Below are 17,239 nucleotides of genomic sequence, written 5' to 3'. Positions count from 1 at the left end.
CATCGTGTCCCGCACTGGGGCGTGTGGCACGCAAAGGCTCACAAGGCATTCCGCATATGAAAACCATTGTTCTCGGCGCCGGCATCATTGGCATCAGCACGGCGTGGCACCTGCTGGAACGCGGTCACGAAGTCATCGTGATCGACCGCCAGCCCGATGCAGCACTCGAAACCAGCTTTGCCAATGCGGCACAGATCTCGGTGAGCTACTGCGAGCCCTGGGCCAACCGCGAGGCGCCGCTCAAGGCGCTCAAGTGGATGTTCGACAAGGAAGCGCCGCTGCTGTTTCGCCCGCAGATGGACTGGCAGCAATGGCGCTGGGGCCTGCAGTTCCTGGCGCAGTGCAACGACGCAGCGTTCGAGCGCAATGTGCAGCAGATCGTGGCGCTGGGCGCCTACAGCCATGCGGCGCTGAAGGACTTGGTGAAAACCACGGGCATCGAATACAACCGGCTCGAACGCGGCATTGCCCACTTCTACACCGACCAGAAATCGTTCGACGCCGCAGGCCATGCGGTCGAACTGATGCGCAAGCACGGCGTACAGCGCCGCCTGGTGAGCCGCGATGAGCTGCTGCAGATCGAACCGGCCTTCAAGGCCTATGGCGACAAGATCACCGGCGGCACCTACACCAGCACTGACGAAAGCGGCGATGCACGGGTCTTCACCCAGGAACTGGCCCGCCGCTGCGCAGCGCGCGGCGTGCAGTTCCTGTACGGCCACGATGTGCTGCGGCTGAACAAGATTGGCAATGCTATTGATTCAGTAGCAGTCATGCCAAATTCCACTAGCGCAAGCGGCAAAAAAGACTTCATATTGAAGGCGGACGCCATCGTGGTGGCCTGCGGCTCGTACAGCGCACCGCTGCTGCGCAGCGTGGGCGTGGACCTGCCGATCTACCCTGGCAAGGGCTACAGCGCGACCTTCCCGCTGCTCAAGCCCGAGGGCGCTCCCATGGTCTCCACCATCGACGACGGCAAGAAGATCGCCATGAGCCGGCTGGGCAACCACCTGCGCGTGGCGGGCACCATCGAGCTCAACGGCTGGGACCTGACACTCGACAGCTCCCTGGCCCGCGCGCGCTGCCACATGCTCTCGCGCCGCATCGAGGCCATCCTGCCCGGCGTGTGCGACACGCGCACGCCCGAGGAAGGCGGCAACCCGCAGTACTGGACCGGCCTGCGCCCCGCCACGCCCACCAACATCCCGTTCATCGGTCGCACCCGCGTGGGCAAGCTCTGGGTCAACGCGGGCCACGGCACGCTGGGCTGGACGCACGGTGCGGGCTCGGGCAAGGCCCTGGCCGAGCTGATCAGTGGCGAACAGCCTGCGATGAACTTTGGTTTTCTGGGTGCCGAAGCCGTGCGCGCGCCCCGCGCTGTGGTCCCGGCCTGAGGGACGGCGCCCACCCTGCGCCTGCAGACACGGGCCGGTGCCGCTACGATGCCGGCCATGTCTGCACCCCATTACCTCTTCCTCACCACCTCCACCCGCGAACCCGGCCACCTCGGCAACACCGAATGGTTGGCGCGGCAGGCCGCCGCCGCCCTGCCTGCGGGCACGGAGCAAACCTGGCACCACCTCGCGCGCATGCAGTTGCCGCCCTTTGTGGACCAGCGCCACACCACCGGCACCTACGCACCGCCTGAGGGCGACATGAAAACCCTGCTGGACGCCACGCTGGCCGCCAGCCACATCGTTTGGGTGGCGCCGGTGTATTGGTACAGCATCCCCTCGCCGCTCAAAACCTACCTCGACCACTGGAGCGCCTGGATGCGCGTGCCCGGCCTGGACTTCAAGGACGCCATGGGCCGCAAGACGCTGTCGCTCATCACCACCAGCGGCGACCGCACCAAGGCCCAGCCCATGATCGATTCGGTGGCGCTGTGCGCGCAGTTCCTGTCCATGACCTGGGGCGGCGCCCTGTGGGGCAAGGGCGGCCCCCCGGGCGCCGTGCAGGCCGACGCGCAGGCGGTGGAGGCGGCCAGCCGCTTCCTGGTCATACCCGCTGCAGGCTGATCTGAGAGCCTGTGGACGATCTCGCAGGGGATCGTCAACGAGCTCTCAGCGGTCCAGCGAAGCACGCTGGGCCACTATGCCCAGCCACTCGTGCAGCGCCAGGCTGCTGTCGGACAGGGCCGAGGCGCGGGGTAGCACGCGATAGAGCTTGCGTGACTGCCCCCCTTTGAAGCCCATGGGCGCAGGCAGCACCTGCAGCCCGGCGTGTTCAAAGTCCTTCGCCGCCCGAACCATGTGCCAGCCGTGGGTGACGAGCGCAATGCGCTCGATGCCCGAGGCCTTGAGCAGGACAGCCGATTTTTCGGCGTTGTTGCGGGTGTCGAGGGACTCCACTTCGGTCCAGCGCACGCGGCCCTTGAACTCCCGCTCCACCACATCTTTCATCACCAGGGCCTCGGCCCGTGTGCCGCCTGTCGAGCCCCCTGTGGCCAGAATGGGCAGGCCGGTCTGCTGCTGCAGGTAGGCGGCATAGCGAACCCGCTCGCGTGCGCCCCGGCTGAGCACGTCCACCCCGTATTCGGGCGCCACGGTGTCGGCGCCGCCGCCCAGCACCACGATGGCCTGCACCTTCGCCTCGGGCAACTGGCGCGGCGTGACGGCGGGGTAGCGCTCGAGGCTGCTTACCAGCGCGTCCGACACCGGCGGCCAGGACAACACCAGCACCGACAACAGCGACAGCACCACCAGCGTGTTGCCAGTGCGACGGTGGTACCGCGCCAGCCACAGGCCAAACAGCGCCAGCACGATGCTGGACACCGGCGGCAACAGCAGCGCAGACAGAATTTTCTTGAGGGCAAACAACATGGAGAAAGAAGGCAGCGTTCATGCCCGGGCGCGGCGGCCGGACGAGCCAAGATCAAATGGGTCAGTGCAGCGTGCGCCGGTGGGCCAGAAAATCGAGCAGCGCAGCGTCAAACCCCTCGGGGTCTTCCAGCTGGGGCCAATGCCCCACATGCGGCAGCAGCACCGTCTGCGCATCGGGCAACACCTGGGCCAGCGCCTGGAGGGCTGCCGGCGGAGTGCAACGATCCTGATCACCGCCCACCAGCAGCACCGGCATGGCCAGGTGCGCCAGCGCGGCGGCACCGCGGTCAAACGTGGGCAGGGCCTCCAGGGCGCGGCGGTAAGCGCCCGGGAACACCTGGCCCAGTGCATGGCCCGCCAGCCGCACACCTTCAGGCAAGGCGCCGGTGCCGATGCACTGCGGCACCAGGGTCTGTGCCAGTTGTTCCATGCTGCCACCCACATCCAGGGCCTTGAGGGCCTGCTCGCGCGGTGCCACCCAGTCCTGCACGGCCTGGGCATCCAGCGCCGGACCGCCCGCGCACAGCACCATGCGGCGCACCTTGGACGCATCGCGCACCGCAGCCTCCAGCGCCACCATGGCGCCCATGCCGTGGCCGACCAGCGTGACAGGGCCACAACGCAGCGCATCGATCAGCGCCAGGCAGCTTTGTGCCAGCGCCTTGAAGGTGTAGGGCTCCACGGGCGCGCTGCGGCCATAACCTGGCATGTCCCAGGCCACGGCCCGGTAGCCAGCGGTGGCCAGGGTCTCCACCTGGGGCGCAAAGGTAAGGTGGTCGCCGTCCGCGTCGTGCAGCATGAGCACGGTGGGGCCGGAGCCGAGGGTGGTGAAGGTAGGGAGCAGTGCAGCCATGCGGTGAAAAGCAGAAGTAAACCCCGCAACAGCGCAGCGGAGGGTGGCGCCTGATAATAGGTCCTGTTGCTTGCCCCCACGCCGCCACCGCTGGCGCCGCTTTTGTGAACCCATCGCTCCCCCGCCCCGCCCTCGCCCTGCCACCGAGCTTTTCGACCCGCGAATTCCGCAATGCGCTGGGCATGTTCGCCACGGGTGTGACCATCGTGACCGCCCGCAATGCCGCGGGCGAACTGGTGGGGCTCACGGCCAGCTCGTTCAATTCGGTGTCGCTGGAGCCCCCGCTGGTGCTGTGGAGCCTGTCGCATGGCGCCAGCACCATGCCGGCGTTTGCCAACGGCTCACACTACGCCATCCATGTGCTGGCAGCGGACCAGAAAGACCTGGCCGAACGGTTCGCCACCCGCGGCATCGACCGCTGGGCCGGCCTGGAGCACCGCCCCGGTATCAGCGGCGCGCCGCTGCTGGCCGGTGCCGCCGCCACGTTCGAGTGCTTCAACCGCAGCCAGTACAAGGAGGGTGACCACACCATCTTCGTGGGCGAGGTGGAGCGCTGCGAGCACCGCGAGGGCGCGTCGCCCCTGCTGTACCACGGCGGCAAGTTCTACACCGAGCACCCGCTGTGACGGCGCCCGTCATCGTCGTACGCCACGTGAACGTCGGCTCCGCCCGGCGGCTGAAGGTGGGCGAGCGGTCGGTGCTTACCGCCATCGGCAAAACCTCCGTCACTGGCCCCGTGGCCCTGGGCCCGCTGGGGCTGGCGGGTGACGAGCAGGCCGACCTGAGCGTGCACGGCGGTCTGGCCAAGGCGGTGTATGCCTACCCCGCTGCGCACTATGCGTTCTGGCAGGCCCAACGCCGCGAACGGGGCGTGAGCCTGTTCGACGAGGCGCTGCCACCAGGCTTCATGGGCGAGAACCTCACCATTGACGGACCGCTGGAGCATGAGGTGTTTGTGGGCGACGAGTGGCATTTCCCGGACTGCGTGCTGCGCGTGACGGCCCCCCGCGAGCCCTGCTTCAAGTTCAATGCCGTGATAGGTTTTGCCCAGGCCGGCCGCGCCATGGCGCTGGCGGGCTGCTGCGGCTACTACCTGGCGGTGGACCGGCCTGGCACCATCGCCGCCGGGCAGGCCGCCACGCTGGTCGCGGGGCAACGCGGGCTGAGCATTGCCCAGGCATTTGCGGGCAAGTTCGCCAAACACGCACGCTGACCCGGCTGCGGCAGCATTCGCGCGCCGCACTCCACCCAGGTTATTCCGTGGTCACCAGCTGGCGCGCCTGCGCCTGCAGCTGTGGGAACACCTTGCCCACCAGCTGCAGCTGCGCCGCCATGAGGCTGTGCGCACTGGGCGCTGCCGGTACCGTGCCCCACTCGCGCAGCACCTGGGCCACTGCCGGGGCGCTGTGGGACTTGCGCACCCGGCCTGACTGCTGCGCGCGCTCCAGCTCCAGCGCCAGTTGCTGCAGGGACGCCAGCAGGCTTTGCGCCAGTTCACGCGTGGCCTCGTCCATGGGCTGGGCCGCCGCACCACCGCGCTGGGCACCCAGGGCCGACAGGTAGTTGAGCTGGGTGTGCGACAGGCACAGGAAATGCCCCACCACCTCGGCGTTGCCACGTACATGCAAGGGCTCCTTGAGCATGGCGCTGTACGAGTTGGACAGTGCGGCATCCGCATTGTGGGCATTGCGCCGGGCCAGGCGGTAGGCCAGGTGGTCGCACTTGCCACCCTGGTACTGCGCCAGGATCTCCCGCAGGTACAACGCCTGGGTCTGCAGCACCTGGGCGGCCAACCGGGGCCAGTGGCGCGACTGCCACGACGGCAGCACCAGCCATGAGGCGACGGCGGCGATCACGCAGCCGACCACGGTGTCGAGCAGGCGCGCGGAGATCACGCCGCTGGCCGCGCCCATCTGGTGAAAGCTGAGCAGCAACAAGGTGGTGACAGCCGCCGTAGCCAAGGTATAGCGGGTGTGCCGCGCCCCAAAAAACACAGCGCCCCCCAGCACCAGCAAGGCGGCCTGCACCAGCTCGCCCGGAAACAGCTGGATCACCGCCCACCCCAGCGCAAGCCCCATGGCAGTGCCCTTGGCGCGCTCCATCAGCCGCGTCTGCGTGGCCGCGTACTGCGGCTGGCTCACGAACACGATGGTCAGCAAGATCCAGTACCCGTGCGGATCGGCCGTGGCCTGCATGAGGGCAAAGCCCACCATGAGGGACAGGCTCAGCCGCAGGCTGTGGCGCAGCCAGGGGGACTGCAGCTGCCAGTGCAAGCGCAGGCGCGCCCAGGCATCGCGCAGGCTGCGGGGCTCGCGGTCAAACAGGGCGTAGTCCACCGCCGCTTCCGCGGTGTGGGCGGGCAGCGCCAGCGCACCGGCAAACACCCCGGCCAGTGCGGTCAGGTTGTCAGCCAGCGCCTGCAACGACCGCAACGCACGGGACTGGGCAGGCAGGGACGCTGCACCAACGGACTGCGGCTGGGACGCCAGGTGCGCCACGGCAGCCTGCATGTCCTCGATGGCGCGCGCCGTCACGCCCCAGTGCTGGGGCACCGTCTGCGCCTCGATCGCCACCGACAGCTTGAGCGCCTGCTCACCCAGCAGCGTGAGCACCCGCTGGCAGCGGTACAGCACGTCGCTGTGAAAAAACGACTGGGCGAGCAGGTCGTAATGCTCGTGGGACGAACTCACGCGCTCGTGCACGTCCTGGGCCGCCAGGTACTGGTGCATGGCCGTTTGTAACCACCGCGGGGGCGTACCCCGGCCCATCCGGCTGATCAGGCTTTCCTTGGTGGCGTTGAGGGCATCCACCACGCGGCCATTGTGCAGCGCCAGCGCCATGCGGCGGCGTTCCAGGTCCACATCGCGCACCGGTTCCAGCAACAGCGCCTTCAGGCGCAGGTATTCGCCCAGCATGGCGTACAGCTTGGCCAGGCGGTAACGCACCGGTGCACGCGGCAGCACGGCATGCCACAGCACCGACACCACGCCATACCAGGCCGCACCCGCCAGCATGCGGGGGATGGCGTCACCCGCACCCGCACGGCTGCTGTGGGCGGCCAGCCCCGCATAGATGAACAGGATGAGCGAACCAAAGGCAATGGCGCGGTAGCGCTCGCTCAGCGCCCCCAGCATGGTGATGCCGAAGGCCAGAAGCGCCATCACCCCCATCAGCACCCAGGGCCACGACACCGCCGCCCAGACTGCCCCCGCCATGAGGCCAAAACACGCCAGCGCCAGGCACTGCGCACGCAGGCGCCCGCGCCAGCTGTCGTCGGTTTCGGTGAGCGCGCTGGCGATCACGCCCAGCAGCACCGGCATCAACTCGGCCTGCCAGTCGGCCCACCAGCCATAGGCCAGCACGGCGGCCAAGGCCACCAAGGCACGCGCGCCGCGCGTGACGCCTTCGTGGTTGCGTGCACGCTGCCAGCTGAGTTTCCAGGTTGTGTCCACAGGAGCCTTGTTGCCGTGAGATTAGGGATTACCCTAGTACATCTAGCAATTGTCAGGCCAAATCAGGCCACGCCGGCCCAAAAAGAAACCCTGCCGCGCAGGGTTGCGGGGCAGGGTCTGGGGCGCGATACCGGGGCACGATGGGAGTGCGTGGCCCGGTGGCGGTGGCTGCCTATCGCACGGTATCGGGCAGCTCGATCTTGACTTCCAGCACTTCCAGGTTGTCCTGGCGTTCCAGGTGCACCTTGAGGTCGTCGGGGTTGATCTTGACGTACTTGGAGATCACCGCCACCAGCTCGCGCTGCAGCGCGGGCAGGTAGTCGGGCTCGGACGCATTGCGGCCGTTGCGCTCGTGCGCCAGGATGATCTGCAGCCGCTCCTTGGCAACGCTGGCGGTTTTTTTCTTCTCGCCGAGCAGGAAGGACAGAAAAGAAGCCATGGCTATTTGCTCCCGAACAGGCGTTTGAAGAAGCCGGGCTTTTCGGCGTCAATGAAACGCAGCGGCTTGTCCTGCCCCAGGAAGCGGTCGATCACGTCCTTGTATGCCTCGCTCACATCGCTGCCCTGCGCATGGATGGCGGGCGTGCCCTGGTTGGACGACTGCAACACCACTTCCGACTCGGGAATCACGCCGATCAGTTTGATGCGCAGGATGTCCTGGATGTCTTCCAGGCTCAGCATCTGGCCGTCCTGCACGCGGCTGGGGTTGTAGCGCGTGATGAGCAGGTGTTCCTTGATAGGCTCGCCGCCGTCAATCGCACGCTTGGTCTTGCTGCCCAGCATGCCCAGGATACGGTCGGAGTCGCGCACCGAAGACACTTCGGGGTTCGTCACCAGCAGCGCCTCGTCGGCGAAGTGCATGGCCATCAGGGCGCCGCTTTCGATGCCGGCAGGCGAGTCGCAGACGATGTATTCAAAGTCCATCGCGGCCAGGTCCTTGAGGACCTTCTCGACGCCATCTTGCGTGAGCGCATCCTTGTCGCGTGTCTGGCTGGCGGCCAGCACAAACAGGTTGTCGCACTGCTTGTCCTTGATGAGCGCCTGGTTCAGGTTGGCCTCGCCATGGATGACGTTGATGAGGTCGTACACCACGCGGCGTTCGCAGCCCATGATGAGGTCCAGGTTGCGCAGGCCGACGTCAAAGTCGATCACGGCGGTCTTGTGGCCGCGCAGGGCGAGGCCGGTGGCAAAGCTGGCGCTGGTGGTGGTCTTGCCCACGCCACCTTTGCCGGAGGTCACGACGACGATTTTGGCCATGTGTTGCTGATTCTCTGTGGGGTTGGTACGAATGGGGAATGAAGGGCTTAGGCCAGCGGCTCGATGAGGAGCTTCTCGCCTTCCAGCCGCACCTGGGCCGGCTTGCCGCGCACATCGGCAGGCAGCTCGGTCTCGGTGGTGCGGTAGATGCCTGCGATGGAGACCAGTTGCGGCTCCAGGCAGGTCGAAAAGATGCGGGCTTCAGTGTTGCCCCGCGCACCGGCAATTGCGCGGCCACGCAGCGGGGCATAAACGTGGATGTTGCCGTCTGCAATCACCTCGGCGCCAAAGCTCACCACGGCCATCACCACCAGATCGGCGCCGCGCGCATAGACCTGCTGGCCAGAACGCAAGGGCTTGTCCACCACCACGGTGCCGGGGCCGGGCATGGGCACTTCGCGTACCACTTCCACCTCAACCTCGCGGATCACTTCACGCACCACCTCCTGCACCGGCGCTGGCGCCTCTGCACGCGCGGGAGGCGCGTCGGGTGCGGCGGCCAGCCCCGCGGCGCGCGCGGCCTCCATCTGGGCAGTGCTGCCGCCGCGCACGGCCACGGGCAGGGTGTTGTGCTGGCGCAGCGCGGCTGCGATGGCAGCAAAGTCGATGGGTGCTTCGGCCTCACGCACGGGCGCCAGGTCGATCAATACGGGGTCGTTGTCAAAAAATCCCGGGGCGTCGGCCACGCGCTCGGCCAGATCGGCTACGAACTGGGCGGCGTCGGTGGTCTTGAGCAACACCGCCACCACTGGCAGCGAGGCGCTCTTGAGGTCAAAGCTGGAGCGGGACTGCGCCGCCGTCGTAAGTGCCATGAGGGGGGATAGGAAAAAGGAGCGCGGTAACCTGTTTCAGAAGGCGCAAAGTGTACCGTGGGCCTGTGTAAGCGTCCGTATGCGCTTTTTCGGCATTCACAGCGGACTGCAAGAAGGCTAACGGATGCACCCAGGAGACCGGCAGACCCAGCGCGCCCTTTGATAATGCGCCGATGCCTTCCACCCTCAAAACACACATCGACGCCCTGGCTATCTCCCTGCTGCTCGCCTGCTGCATGTTCTGGGGCTTCCAGCAGGTGCTAGTCAAGGCCACAGTGGCTGAGGTGGCGCCCGTGTTCCAGGCCTTTGTGCGCTTTGCGCTGGCCACGGTCGCGGTGGCGGCCTGGTGCCTGTGGCGTGGTGTAGGCCTTTCCGGCGCGGGCGAGCCCGCCGGGGCCACGCGTGCCGGACTGCTGGCGGGGGCGTTGTTTGCCGGCGAGTTTGCGTGCATCTATCTGGGGCTGCAGTACACCACCGCCTCGCGGCTCACGGTGTTCTTGTATGCGTCGCCCTTCTGGGTGGCACTGCTGCTGCCGCGTTTCATCCCCGGTGAGCGCCTGCAGGGCTGGCAGTGGCTGGGCCTGGCGGCGGCATTTGTGGGCGTGGGGCTGGCACTTGGCGACGGGCTGCTGGGCCATGCCAGCACGGCGCGGCCCAAAGGCTGGCTGGGAGATCTTCTGGGACTGGCCGCGGGCCTGATGTGGGCGCTGACCACGGTGGTCATCCGCACCACGCCGCTGGCGCGTGTGGCCCCCGCCAAGCAGCTTTTCTATCAAGTGGCGGTGAGCACGGCCGTGCTGCCAGTGCTGTCGCTGGGCCTGGGCGAGGCCTGGGTCTGGCAGTTCAGCGGCTTTGCCTGGGGATCGCTGCTGGTGCAGGCGCTGGTGGGTGCGTTTGTGAGCTACCTGGCCTGGATGTGGATGCTCGCGCACTACCCGGCGACCAAGATCTCGGTGTTCGTTTTCCTCACGCCGGTGTTTGCGCTGCTATTTGGCGCGCTGTGGCTGGGTGAGCCCGTGACGCCCGGGCTGGTGGCGGCACTGGTGCTGGTGGCGGCGGGCATCGTGCTGGTGAACCGGCGGCCTGTGGTCGCGCAGTAACCGTAACAAAAGAGATTCATAAAAACACCGCCTAGCGCCTGACCAGCAAGCGCTTACAGCTTCAATTTTAATAGCAATTCGTGTGCTGGCAGGTATCGTCAGCCAACCCGACTCAGTGCATACCGCGTATCCAGCAACACCTGAATGCGCGCACCCAGCGCGGCGCCTTCATCGTCCTCCAGCCGTGTGAACTGCTGGGTCCAAGCCTCAGACTGCGCAAAATTCGGAAACCGGGGCGGTTCGCCCCACAGCCAGTCCGGGTGGGTGGCCCGGGGGCTTCGCCCAAATACATGCAGGTGCATCTTGCGATGCAGTGCGGGGGTTTTGGGCCTCAGAGCCTGTTCAAAGTCTTTTTGAAGTCGCACAAGTACCTTGCCGGGATGGAATGCTAGGCGCGGTGCGCTGCCGATAGCCCGTGCTATCGGCAAGCGCCGCAACGCCGCAGACCGCCCGGCAAGGCACTTGCCCGAAGGGTTGGAGTGAAATCGGGCGATTGGACGCCCCGACTGCTTGCATGGGCACGAGCCCATGCGGCGCACCCGAAGCATCCACTCATCCCGAGTGCACTCCAATGCGCTCTCCAAAAAGACATTGAACAGGCTCTAGGGATGGGCCAGCGGGTTCAGCGCGTTGTTGCCCGCCTCCCAGTAGTTCAGGCAGCCTCCGGCGAGCTGCGGCAAGGTGTCGAGCATGGCCCGGCCCGTGGCGGCCACCAGGCATGACCAATGCGCCAGCTCTTCGGGCGTCAGCTCGCTGCGTTCCCAGACGGGGCGCGGCGGGTGGACCAGCACATGCCCGCCATCGCTGCGGTGGTTCATGGGCCGCGCGGGCAGGTCGACCGTGCCACCGGCACAGCGGATCAATGTGGTGTGGATGTTCACGGGGACTTCTCCAAAACAGAAGGTTGTAAAAAGGGGGCGATGGCCGATCGGCGCCTCATCCGTCGCTGCGCGGCGCCCAGCAGGCGATGGCCGTGGCCGACAGCAGCAAGGCTGCGACGCCATACACCCAGGCGGACGGCGCAATGGGCAGGAGCACCCCCGCCAGCACCGGGCCCGCACCGGCGCCCAGGTCCCGCCAGACCGACCGCGTCGCCAGCGCCTGGATGCGCCCCGGCCCCGGTGTGCGGCGCGCGACCAGCTGCGGCAACAGCGGCAGCAACAGGGCTCGCAAAATCACGATGGCCAGAGCGCTGGTCCACAGCCACCCCAGGCCAAAACCCACCAGGGCCAGCGACGTGAGCACCGAAAAACCCACGAGCAGCACTTCGGCGCCATAGCGCTCGGCCAGGCCGCCACCCACCGCACTCAGCACGATCTCGGCGAGGTAGCGCACCGACAGCAACAGCCCCGCCACGACTACCGGATGGCCCGGCAGCACATCGCGGCCGAGGTACGACAGGCCGATGATGAACAGGCCGTCCAGCACCAACCCCTCAACGAACGAAAAGCGGTCCAGGCGACCCGGCAACCTGTCCCAGCGCTTGGGCGGTGGCGGCAGAGCATGCGGCTGGGCGGGCAAATGCCGCGTGGCCAGCAAGGCGCACAACGCGACGGCGGCAAACACCCAGAAGATCGCCCGGGGCTCCCACCACAGCGCGCAGACACCCCCCGCAGGCAGGGCCAGCATGGGCCCCAGCGCTGCAAAGGCGCGCGACTGCCCGGCGCGGCGCGCTGCGCCCAGAGGCTCGGCCGTGGCCAGCGCCTGCGTGGCGAGGTTCAGCGCCGCAAACGCCAGGCCCCACAGCAGCCGCAGGCCCAACAAGGCGATGAAGCCACTGAGGGTGGCGTACCCCAGCGCACACGCGGCGGCGGCCAGCACGGCCAGCGAGCAGGTGAGGCGCTCGCCATGGCGGGCATAGGACCGCGCCACCGCCCCGTAGCCCGCAATGCGCACGAGGCGATTTGCGGCCAGCAGAATGCCCGCTTCAAACAGGGTGACGCCAAACGCCGGGGCAAACATCGGCAACAGCAGGTAGAGCACCGTGTCCCCGGGGAGTGACAGGCCCAGCGCCAAGGCGGCGCGGCGCGAGTGGTGGTCTGAGGCCAAGGTGTTGTCTGAAGGCTGTGGCATGGCCCGCATGGTGCGCGGCAGTGCCGGGCGCGACAAACGATATTGCTGCGCGCCATGCGTGACAAAATTGCACGCATGCCACCCCGCCTGCCCCCGCTGAACGCCGTCCGCGCCTTTGTGGCGGCGGCGCGGCACCAGAGCTTTACCCACGCCGCGCTGGAGCTGCACGTCACCCACAGCGCCATCAGCCGCCAGATCAAGGCGCTGGAGGCCCACCTGGGCGTGGACCTGTTCGAGCGCAAGACCCGGCAGGTGCTCCTCACCGCGGCGGGCCACCAGTTCCACGCACAGGTCGGGCCGGCGCTCGCGCAGATCGGCGCTGCCGCCCAGTCGCTGCGGGGCGATGCCGGGCTGCGCAGCGTGAAGATCAATGTGCGGCCCAGCTTTGCGGTGCGGTGGCTGATCCCTCGACTGCCGGGTTTTGTGGCCCAGCATCCGGACATTGAGCCCCAGGTCATCACCAGCACGCTGGCGCCAGACCATGCCACCGAGACCTTCGACCTGGCCCTGCGTCGCGGCCCGCGCGGGTGGCCGCCGGGCATGCAGGTCCACCCGTTTCTGGAAGACGAGGCGCTGGTGGTGGGGTCGCCGGCCCTGTTCGCCCAGCGCCCGGTGGCGCAGCCCGAGGCGCTGTCGGCCCATGTGCTGCTGCTGTCCAAATCGCGCAGCAAGGACTGGGAAAGCTGGAAGAAGCTGGTGAACGCGCCAAGGCTCCAGCCCGCCAGCTGCCTGCAGTTTGACCACCTGCACTTTGTGCTGCAGGCCGCCGTGGATGGGCTGGGTTTTGCGGTGGCCCCGGTGTCGTTGATCACCCACGACCTGGCCTCGGGGCGGCTGGTATCGCCGCTGCCCAGCTTGCGGCTGCCGCTCACGCGGCACTACCTGGGCATGGCGCCGGACCCGTCACCGGAGACGCTGCGTTTTGTGCAGTGGCTCCAGGAAGAGATCAGCGCCTGAGCGGGAGGCCGGGCAGGGCGCACAGAGCCCCACGTGCTCGGCTTGCCCGATTTCTGCACAAATCGGGCGGTAGCGCTAGTGAATCATGTGCCAGCAGCTATATTTTCAATAGCAAAATCATTCACCATCGCCCATCCACCGTGCCGTTCCCGACACGCGGATGGAGCTGCCAGCCACCGGCCCGATCTCGGCCCGCAGGCGCGAGCGCATGCCCATGTCCTCGCCCTGCACCACGTCAATGGCGCCGCCGTGGGGCCAGCCCAGGTCGCGCAGGTAACCCGCCAGCGCGGCCGTGGCGGCCCCCGTGGCCGGGTCTTCCAGCACGCCGCCCGACGCAAAGGCATTGCGGGTGTGCAGCAGCCGGTCGGACTCCACCCACACCAGCACAATGGTGACCAGCTTGGCGTTCACCATCAGCGTGCGACCAGCGTCCAGCGCGTAGTGCATGGCCGCCAGTGCCTCGCGACTGCGCAGCGCCAGCACCAGGTGGTCCGCCCCGCCGTGGATGAGCGCGGGCGGAATGCGCGGGTCCAGATCGGCCGCGCTGAAGCCAAACAGGGCCAGCGCGTCGGCCAGCAACGCGGCAGGCACAGGCCCGCTGCGCGTGGGGGGCGACTGCAGCGCCGCCTGCACCAGATCGCCCGCGCGGCGGCCTTCGACCGTGATCTCGGCCTGGCTCAGCGACAGCGCAAACACGCCGTCGCCCTCGCGCTGCGCGAGCGCGGCGCCCAGGGCAATCGTGGCGTGGCCACAGAAGGGCACCTCGCTCTCGGGCGCAAAGTAGCGCACCCGCCAGCGGCCATCACCCAGCGGGGCGGCAAACGCAGTTTCAGAAAAACCGACTTCAGCAGCGATGCGCTGCATGTCTGGGGGGCTGGGCAGCGCGTCACCGATCCATACACCGGCGGGGTTGCCGCCCTGGGGGCCGTCGGAGAACGCTGCGATTTTTTGGAGTGCCATGGTGTTCAACATCCACAAAGAAAGGACGCGCTAGCCAGCGGCTCAGAGCTTCGGAATGCGAATCCGGCTGATCATCAGCGACCCCGACACCGCAAACAGCAGCACCAGCGGATGCAGCGTGAAGCCGCCGATCAGCAGCTTGCCGAACCACAGGTTCTCGCGCACGGCGCCCAGCCAGGCGGCTAGGGCCAGCAGGCCCACCAGCACGATGGAGGTGGGGATGGGGGTGCCCTCGAAGTATTTGACCTTGCCGTCGTCGCCCGACAGGGTTTCGGCCGTGACGTTGTAGCGCGCCAAGCGCGACACGCCGCAGGCCACGAAGTAGGCCAGCACAATGCGGTCGTACAGGCCCTGCATGCCGCAGCCATAGGCAATGATGGCCGGGGCCACGCCAAACGAGATCACGTCGGCCAGCGAGTCCAGCTCGCGGCCCATGGCCGAGCTTTTCTGGCGCCAGCGGGCGATGCGGCCGTCCAGCACATCAAAGATCAGCGCGGCCAGCACCAGGGCACATGCAAAGTACACATGCACCACATTGCTGGTCTCCAGGTACGACATGACCGAGAACAGCGCGCCCACGCCGCAGACCGCGTTGCCCAGCGTGAACCAGTCGGCCAGGTGGAACTCACGGATCATCGAAAAACGTTTGGGCGGCTGCGGTGTGTTCATGAAGTAAAGGCGCGCAGCGGGGCGCGCAGTGGCAATCAACAAGGTCCATTATGGGTGTGCTGCAGCGCCACCGGCGCGTCAAGCGCCTGTTGTCCATCGCGCAGCGGATCGCCTGTATGCCCTGAAAACCTGCCCTGACATCTGCGTGACTGCTTTTGCGCTGGCACACGGACAGACTGTGGGCAAGCGGCGACGGCCGCCAGGTAGGACGACGCCGCATATGTGCTCCATCGGTGACCGACCTGATTCCCTACAAGACCCGAGACAACCCCATGCGCCACCCCTCGTTGCCCCCCCTGCACAGTCCTTTTGCCCCGGGTGCCCCGGTGCGCAGCCTGCAGGATGTGGAACGGCTCGAAGCCCGCCCCCTGGCCGAGGCGCTACCGGTGCAAAGCACCTACGAAATTTTTGTGAATTCGGCGGCGGCGTTTGGCGACAAGACGGCGCTGGCCTTTTTGCCCACCGCCGACCCGGCTGCCGAGCCCATCCGCTGGTCGTATGCGCAGCTGCTCACCGGCATCCACCAGACGGCCAACCTGCTGCACCACCTGGGCGTGGGCCCGCAGGACGCCGTGGCCGTGCTGCTGCCCGGCTGCCTGGAATACCACCTGGCCCTGTGGGGTGGCGAGGCGGCGGGCATCGTGCAGCCGCTCAACCCCATGCTCACCGACAAGAAGATCGCGGCCATGATGACCTTGGCCCGGGCCAAGGTGCTGATTGCCTACGGCTGCGAGGGCGACCTGGGCTACTGGAGCAAGGCCCTGCGCCTGCACGCCCTGGTACCCACCCTGACCACGGTGCTGCGCGTAGCCCCGCACGATGAGGCAACGGGTACCACGCCCGCCCTGCCCCCAGGCGTGCTCGACCTGGCCGCGCGCCACCAGCACCCTGGCGACCACCTGGTAAGCGGCCGCCGCATTGTGGCCAGCGACATCGCCGCGTACTTCCACACCGGCGGCACCACGGGTGCGCCCAAGCTGGCGCGCCACAGCCACGGCGCGCAGGTGTTCACCGCCTGGGGCAGCGTGCAGATGCAGGGCATACGGCCCGAGGACGTGGGCATCAACGGCTACCCGCTGTTCCATGTGGCGGGCGTGCTGCCCGGCTCGCTGGCGGCGCTGTCTGCAGGGGTGGAGACCATCATCCCCACCACCGGCCTGTTCCGCAACCGCGAGGTGATTGCCAACTACTGGCGGCTGGTGGAGCGCTACCGCTGCACCTACCTCTCAGCCGTGCCCACGGTGCTGGCGGCGCTGGCCAACGTGCCGCTGGACGGGGCCGACATTGCCACGCTGCGCTACTGCCGCACCGGCGCGGCCATCCTGGCGCCCGAGCTGGCGGCGCGGTTTGAGCGCCTGTTTGGCCTGCACATCCACGAAAGCCTGGGCATGACGGAGATGGCGGGCATCTCCACCATCACCCCACCGGGCGTCAACGCGCCCGCAGGCTGCGTGGGCTGGCGGCTGCCGTACACCCAGCTGCGCGTGGTGGCGCTGGATGCGCAGGGCAACGCGTCCGACCAGGACCTGCCGCCCGGCCAGCCGGGCATGGTGCTGTTCCAGTCGCCCAACCTGTTCTCCGGCTTTCTGGATGCAGCCGACACGGCCAAGGCGTTCACGCCCGATGGCTGGCTGGCCACGGGCGACCTGGGCTTTGTGGATGAGCAGGGCCGCCTGCACCTGAGTGGCCGCTCCAAGGACCTCATCATCCGCAGCGGCCACAACATCGACCCCAAGGTAATCGAGGACGCGCTGGGCGCCCACCCCGCCGTGCAGCTGTGCGCCGCCGTGGGCGCCCCCGATGCCTATGCGGGCGAGCTGCCCGTGGTCTACGCCACGCTGGTGCCCGGTGCACCGGCTGTGACCGAGGCCGAACTGCTGGCCTTCACCGCCGAACGCGTGGACGAGGCCGTGGCCCGCCCGCGCTGGGTGCAGGTGCTGCAGACCATGCCCGTGACCAACGTGGGCAAGATCTACAAGCCCGATCTGCGCCAGCGCGCGGCCTGCCACACGGTGCAGGCGCTGGTCGATGGGGTGTGCGGACAAGCCACGGACGGCCTCCGTCCCCAGGTACAGCCCGAGGGCGACAACGCCGTGCGCGTGACCGTGGCCCCGGGCCCAGACACCGACGCGCTGCAGGCCCGCCTGCGCGAAGTGCTTGCGCCCCTGCCCCTCACCGTGCGCGTCACCACCGGCCCCGCCCCAGGGAGCCCCCAGACCGCATAAGCCCATGGCGTGACAGCCAGGCTCCGGCCCACCACCATGTCTGGTGGAGCCCGTTCGAT

17 protein-coding genes are annotated in these 17,239 nt (G+C 67.8%); 7 read left to right on the top strand and 10 right to left on the bottom strand.

Annotated features, from left to right (window positions below):
- The first annotated feature begins 56 nt into the window (after positions 1–56).
- Both ACTJKQ_RS07015 and ACTJKQ_RS07010 read left to right on the top strand, forming a co-directional pair.
- Positions 57–1,394, top strand: a complete 1,338-nt coding sequence (locus tag ACTJKQ_RS07015; RefSeq protein WP_056742348.1) for a D-amino acid dehydrogenase — start codon at positions 57–59, stop codon at positions 1,392–1,394.
- A 48-nt stretch (positions 1,395–1,442) separates the two neighbouring features.
- The gene (locus tag ACTJKQ_RS07010; protein WP_440596421.1) at positions 1,443–2,018 is read left to right on the top strand and encodes a flavodoxin family protein; all 576 of its coding nucleotides are present in this window, start codon (positions 1,443–1,445) and stop codon (positions 2,016–2,018) included.
- Between the two features lie 45 nt (positions 2,019–2,063).
- Here ACTJKQ_RS07010 and ACTJKQ_RS07005 read toward each other — a convergent pair whose 3' ends face one another.
- Together ACTJKQ_RS07005 and ACTJKQ_RS07000 are read right to left on the bottom strand one after the other, a co-directional pair.
- Complete coding sequence (locus tag ACTJKQ_RS07005) at positions 2,064–2,822, bottom strand: YdcF family protein (RefSeq protein WP_056742352.1); 759 nt, start codon at positions 2,820–2,822, stop codon at positions 2,064–2,066.
- Positions 2,823–2,883: 61 nt separating this feature from the next.
- Positions 2,884–3,675 carry an alpha/beta fold hydrolase gene (locus ACTJKQ_RS07000; RefSeq protein ID WP_440596420.1) on the bottom strand — a complete coding sequence of 264 codons (792 nt, stop codon included), beginning with the start codon at positions 3,673–3,675 and terminating at the stop codon, positions 2,884–2,886.
- Positions 3,676–3,779: 104 nt separating this feature from the next.
- Here ACTJKQ_RS07000 and ACTJKQ_RS06995 point away from each other — a divergent pair, with 104 nt between their 5' ends.
- Both ACTJKQ_RS06995 and ACTJKQ_RS06990 read left to right on the top strand, forming a co-directional pair.
- The gene (locus ACTJKQ_RS06995; protein WP_015011990.1) at positions 3,780–4,301 is read left to right on the top strand and encodes a flavin reductase family protein; all 522 of its coding nucleotides are present in this window, start codon (positions 3,780–3,782) and stop codon (positions 4,299–4,301) included.
- Positions 4,298–4,888 (top strand): MOSC domain-containing protein, encoded by a 591-nt coding sequence (locus tag ACTJKQ_RS06990; RefSeq protein WP_440596419.1) that lies wholly within the window; start codon positions 4,298–4,300, stop codon positions 4,886–4,888. The genes ACTJKQ_RS06995 and ACTJKQ_RS06990 overlap by 4 nt, the downstream gene beginning before the upstream one ends.
- A gap of 40 nt (positions 4,889–4,928) precedes the next feature.
- Here ACTJKQ_RS06990 and yccS read toward each other — a convergent pair whose 3' ends face one another.
- The 4 genes from yccS to minC form a co-directional block, all read right to left on the bottom strand.
- A complete protein-coding gene (gene yccS / locus ACTJKQ_RS06985; protein ID WP_440596418.1) occupies positions 4,929–7,127 on the bottom strand; it encodes a YccS family putative transporter in 2,199 nt (732 codons plus the stop codon).
- Between the two features lie 172 nt (positions 7,128–7,299).
- Positions 7,300–7,566 carry a cell division topological specificity factor MinE gene (gene minE, locus ACTJKQ_RS06980; protein ID WP_015011987.1) on the bottom strand — a complete coding sequence of 89 codons (267 nt, stop codon included), beginning with the start codon at positions 7,564–7,566 and terminating at the stop codon, positions 7,300–7,302.
- A gap of 2 nt (positions 7,567–7,568) precedes the next feature.
- On the bottom strand, positions 7,569–8,384 hold the full coding sequence (gene minD, locus ACTJKQ_RS06975; protein ID WP_056057067.1) for a septum site-determining protein MinD: 816 nt from the start codon (positions 8,382–8,384) through the stop codon (positions 7,569–7,571).
- A 47-nt stretch (positions 8,385–8,431) separates the two neighbouring features.
- A complete protein-coding gene (gene minC / locus ACTJKQ_RS06970) occupies positions 8,432–9,196 on the bottom strand; it encodes a septum site-determining protein MinC (protein WP_056057065.1) in 765 nt (254 codons plus the stop codon).
- Between the two features lie 173 nt (positions 9,197–9,369).
- Between minC and ACTJKQ_RS06965 the strand changes: the two genes are divergently transcribed.
- Entirely contained in the window at positions 9,370–10,296 is a 927-nt protein-coding gene (locus ACTJKQ_RS06965; protein ID WP_440596417.1) for a DMT family transporter, read from the top strand.
- A gap of 602 nt (positions 10,297–10,898) precedes the next feature.
- Here ACTJKQ_RS06965 and ACTJKQ_RS06960 read toward each other — a convergent pair.
- A complete protein-coding gene (locus tag ACTJKQ_RS06960; RefSeq protein WP_288852457.1) occupies positions 10,899–11,177 on the bottom strand; it encodes a hypothetical protein in 279 nt (92 codons plus the stop codon).
- Between the two features lie 55 nt (positions 11,178–11,232).
- Entirely contained in the window at positions 11,233–12,378 is a 1,146-nt protein-coding gene (locus tag ACTJKQ_RS06955) for an MFS transporter (RefSeq protein ID WP_440596416.1), read from the bottom strand.
- 66 nt (positions 12,379–12,444) lie between these two features.
- Here ACTJKQ_RS06955 and ACTJKQ_RS06950 point away from each other — a divergent pair, with 66 nt between their 5' ends.
- Positions 12,445–13,326, top strand: coding sequence for a LysR substrate-binding domain-containing protein (locus ACTJKQ_RS06950; protein ID WP_440596526.1), 882 nt, complete (start codon positions 12,445–12,447; stop codon positions 13,324–13,326).
- A 117-nt stretch (positions 13,327–13,443) separates the two neighbouring features.
- Here the strand turns inward: ACTJKQ_RS06950 and ACTJKQ_RS06945 are convergent, their stop codons facing one another.
- Together ACTJKQ_RS06945 and pssA are read right to left on the bottom strand one after the other, a co-directional pair.
- On the bottom strand, positions 13,444–14,286 hold the full coding sequence (locus tag ACTJKQ_RS06945) for a PhzF family phenazine biosynthesis protein (RefSeq protein WP_440596415.1): 843 nt from the start codon (positions 14,284–14,286) through the stop codon (positions 13,444–13,446).
- A 42-nt stretch (positions 14,287–14,328) separates the two neighbouring features.
- A complete protein-coding gene (gene pssA / locus ACTJKQ_RS06940; protein WP_056057700.1) occupies positions 14,329–14,955 on the bottom strand; it encodes a CDP-diacylglycerol--serine O-phosphatidyltransferase in 627 nt (208 codons plus the stop codon).
- A gap of 272 nt (positions 14,956–15,227) precedes the next feature.
- Here pssA and ACTJKQ_RS06935 point away from each other — a divergent pair, with 272 nt between their 5' ends.
- Positions 15,228–17,180: an AMP-binding protein gene (locus ACTJKQ_RS06935; protein ID WP_440596414.1), complete on the top strand. Its 1,953-nt coding sequence runs from the start codon at positions 15,228–15,230 to the stop codon at positions 17,178–17,180.
- Positions 17,181–17,239: the final 59 nt, after the last annotated feature.

This window comes from Acidovorax sp. 22279 (genome assembly GCF_052045435.1).
GTDB classification, from domain to species: Bacteria; Pseudomonadota; Gammaproteobacteria; order Burkholderiales; family Burkholderiaceae_C; genus Acidovorax; species Acidovorax delafieldii.
The sequence above is the reverse complement of the archived record's forward strand: the minus strand, read 5'-3'. Positions and strand labels throughout refer to the sequence as shown.

Coding starts and splice junctions, on each gene's coding strand:
- ACTJKQ_RS07015 (WP_056742348.1), top strand. CDS start 57: ATGAAAACCATTGTTCTCGGCGCCGGCATCATTGGCATCAGCACGGCG.
- ACTJKQ_RS07010 (WP_440596421.1), top strand. CDS start 1,443: ATGCCGGCCATGTCTGCACCCCATTACCTCTTCCTCACCACCTCCACC.
- ACTJKQ_RS07005 (WP_056742352.1), bottom strand. CDS start 2,822: ATGTTGTTTGCCCTCAAGAAAATTCTGTCTGCGCTGCTGTTGCCGCCG.
- ACTJKQ_RS07000 (WP_440596420.1), bottom strand. CDS start 3,675: ATGGCTGCACTGCTCCCTACCTTCACCACCCTCGGCTCCGGCCCCACC.
- minE (WP_015011987.1), bottom strand. CDS start 7,566: ATGGCTTCTTTTCTGTCCTTCCTGCTCGGCGAGAAGAAAAAAACCGCC.
- minD (WP_056057067.1), bottom strand. CDS start 8,384: ATGGCCAAAATCGTCGTCGTGACCTCCGGCAAAGGTGGCGTGGGCAAG.
- minC (WP_056057065.1), bottom strand. CDS start 9,196: ATGGCACTTACGACGGCGGCGCAGTCCCGCTCCAGCTTTGACCTCAAG.
- ACTJKQ_RS06965 (WP_440596417.1), top strand. CDS start 9,370: ATGCCTTCCACCCTCAAAACACACATCGACGCCCTGGCTATCTCCCTG.
- ACTJKQ_RS06955 (WP_440596416.1), bottom strand. CDS start 12,378: ATGCGGGCCATGCCACAGCCTTCAGACAACACCTTGGCCTCAGACCAC.
- ACTJKQ_RS06950 (WP_440596526.1), top strand. CDS start 12,445: ATGCCACCCCGCCTGCCCCCGCTGAACGCCGTCCGCGCCTTTGTGGCG.
- ACTJKQ_RS06945 (WP_440596415.1), bottom strand. CDS start 14,286: ATGGCACTCCAAAAAATCGCAGCGTTCTCCGACGGCCCCCAGGGCGGC.
- pssA (WP_056057700.1), bottom strand. CDS start 14,955: ATGAACACACCGCAGCCGCCCAAACGTTTTTCGATGATCCGTGAGTTC.
- ACTJKQ_RS06935 (WP_440596414.1), top strand. CDS start 15,228: ATGCGCCACCCCTCGTTGCCCCCCCTGCACAGTCCTTTTGCCCCGGGT.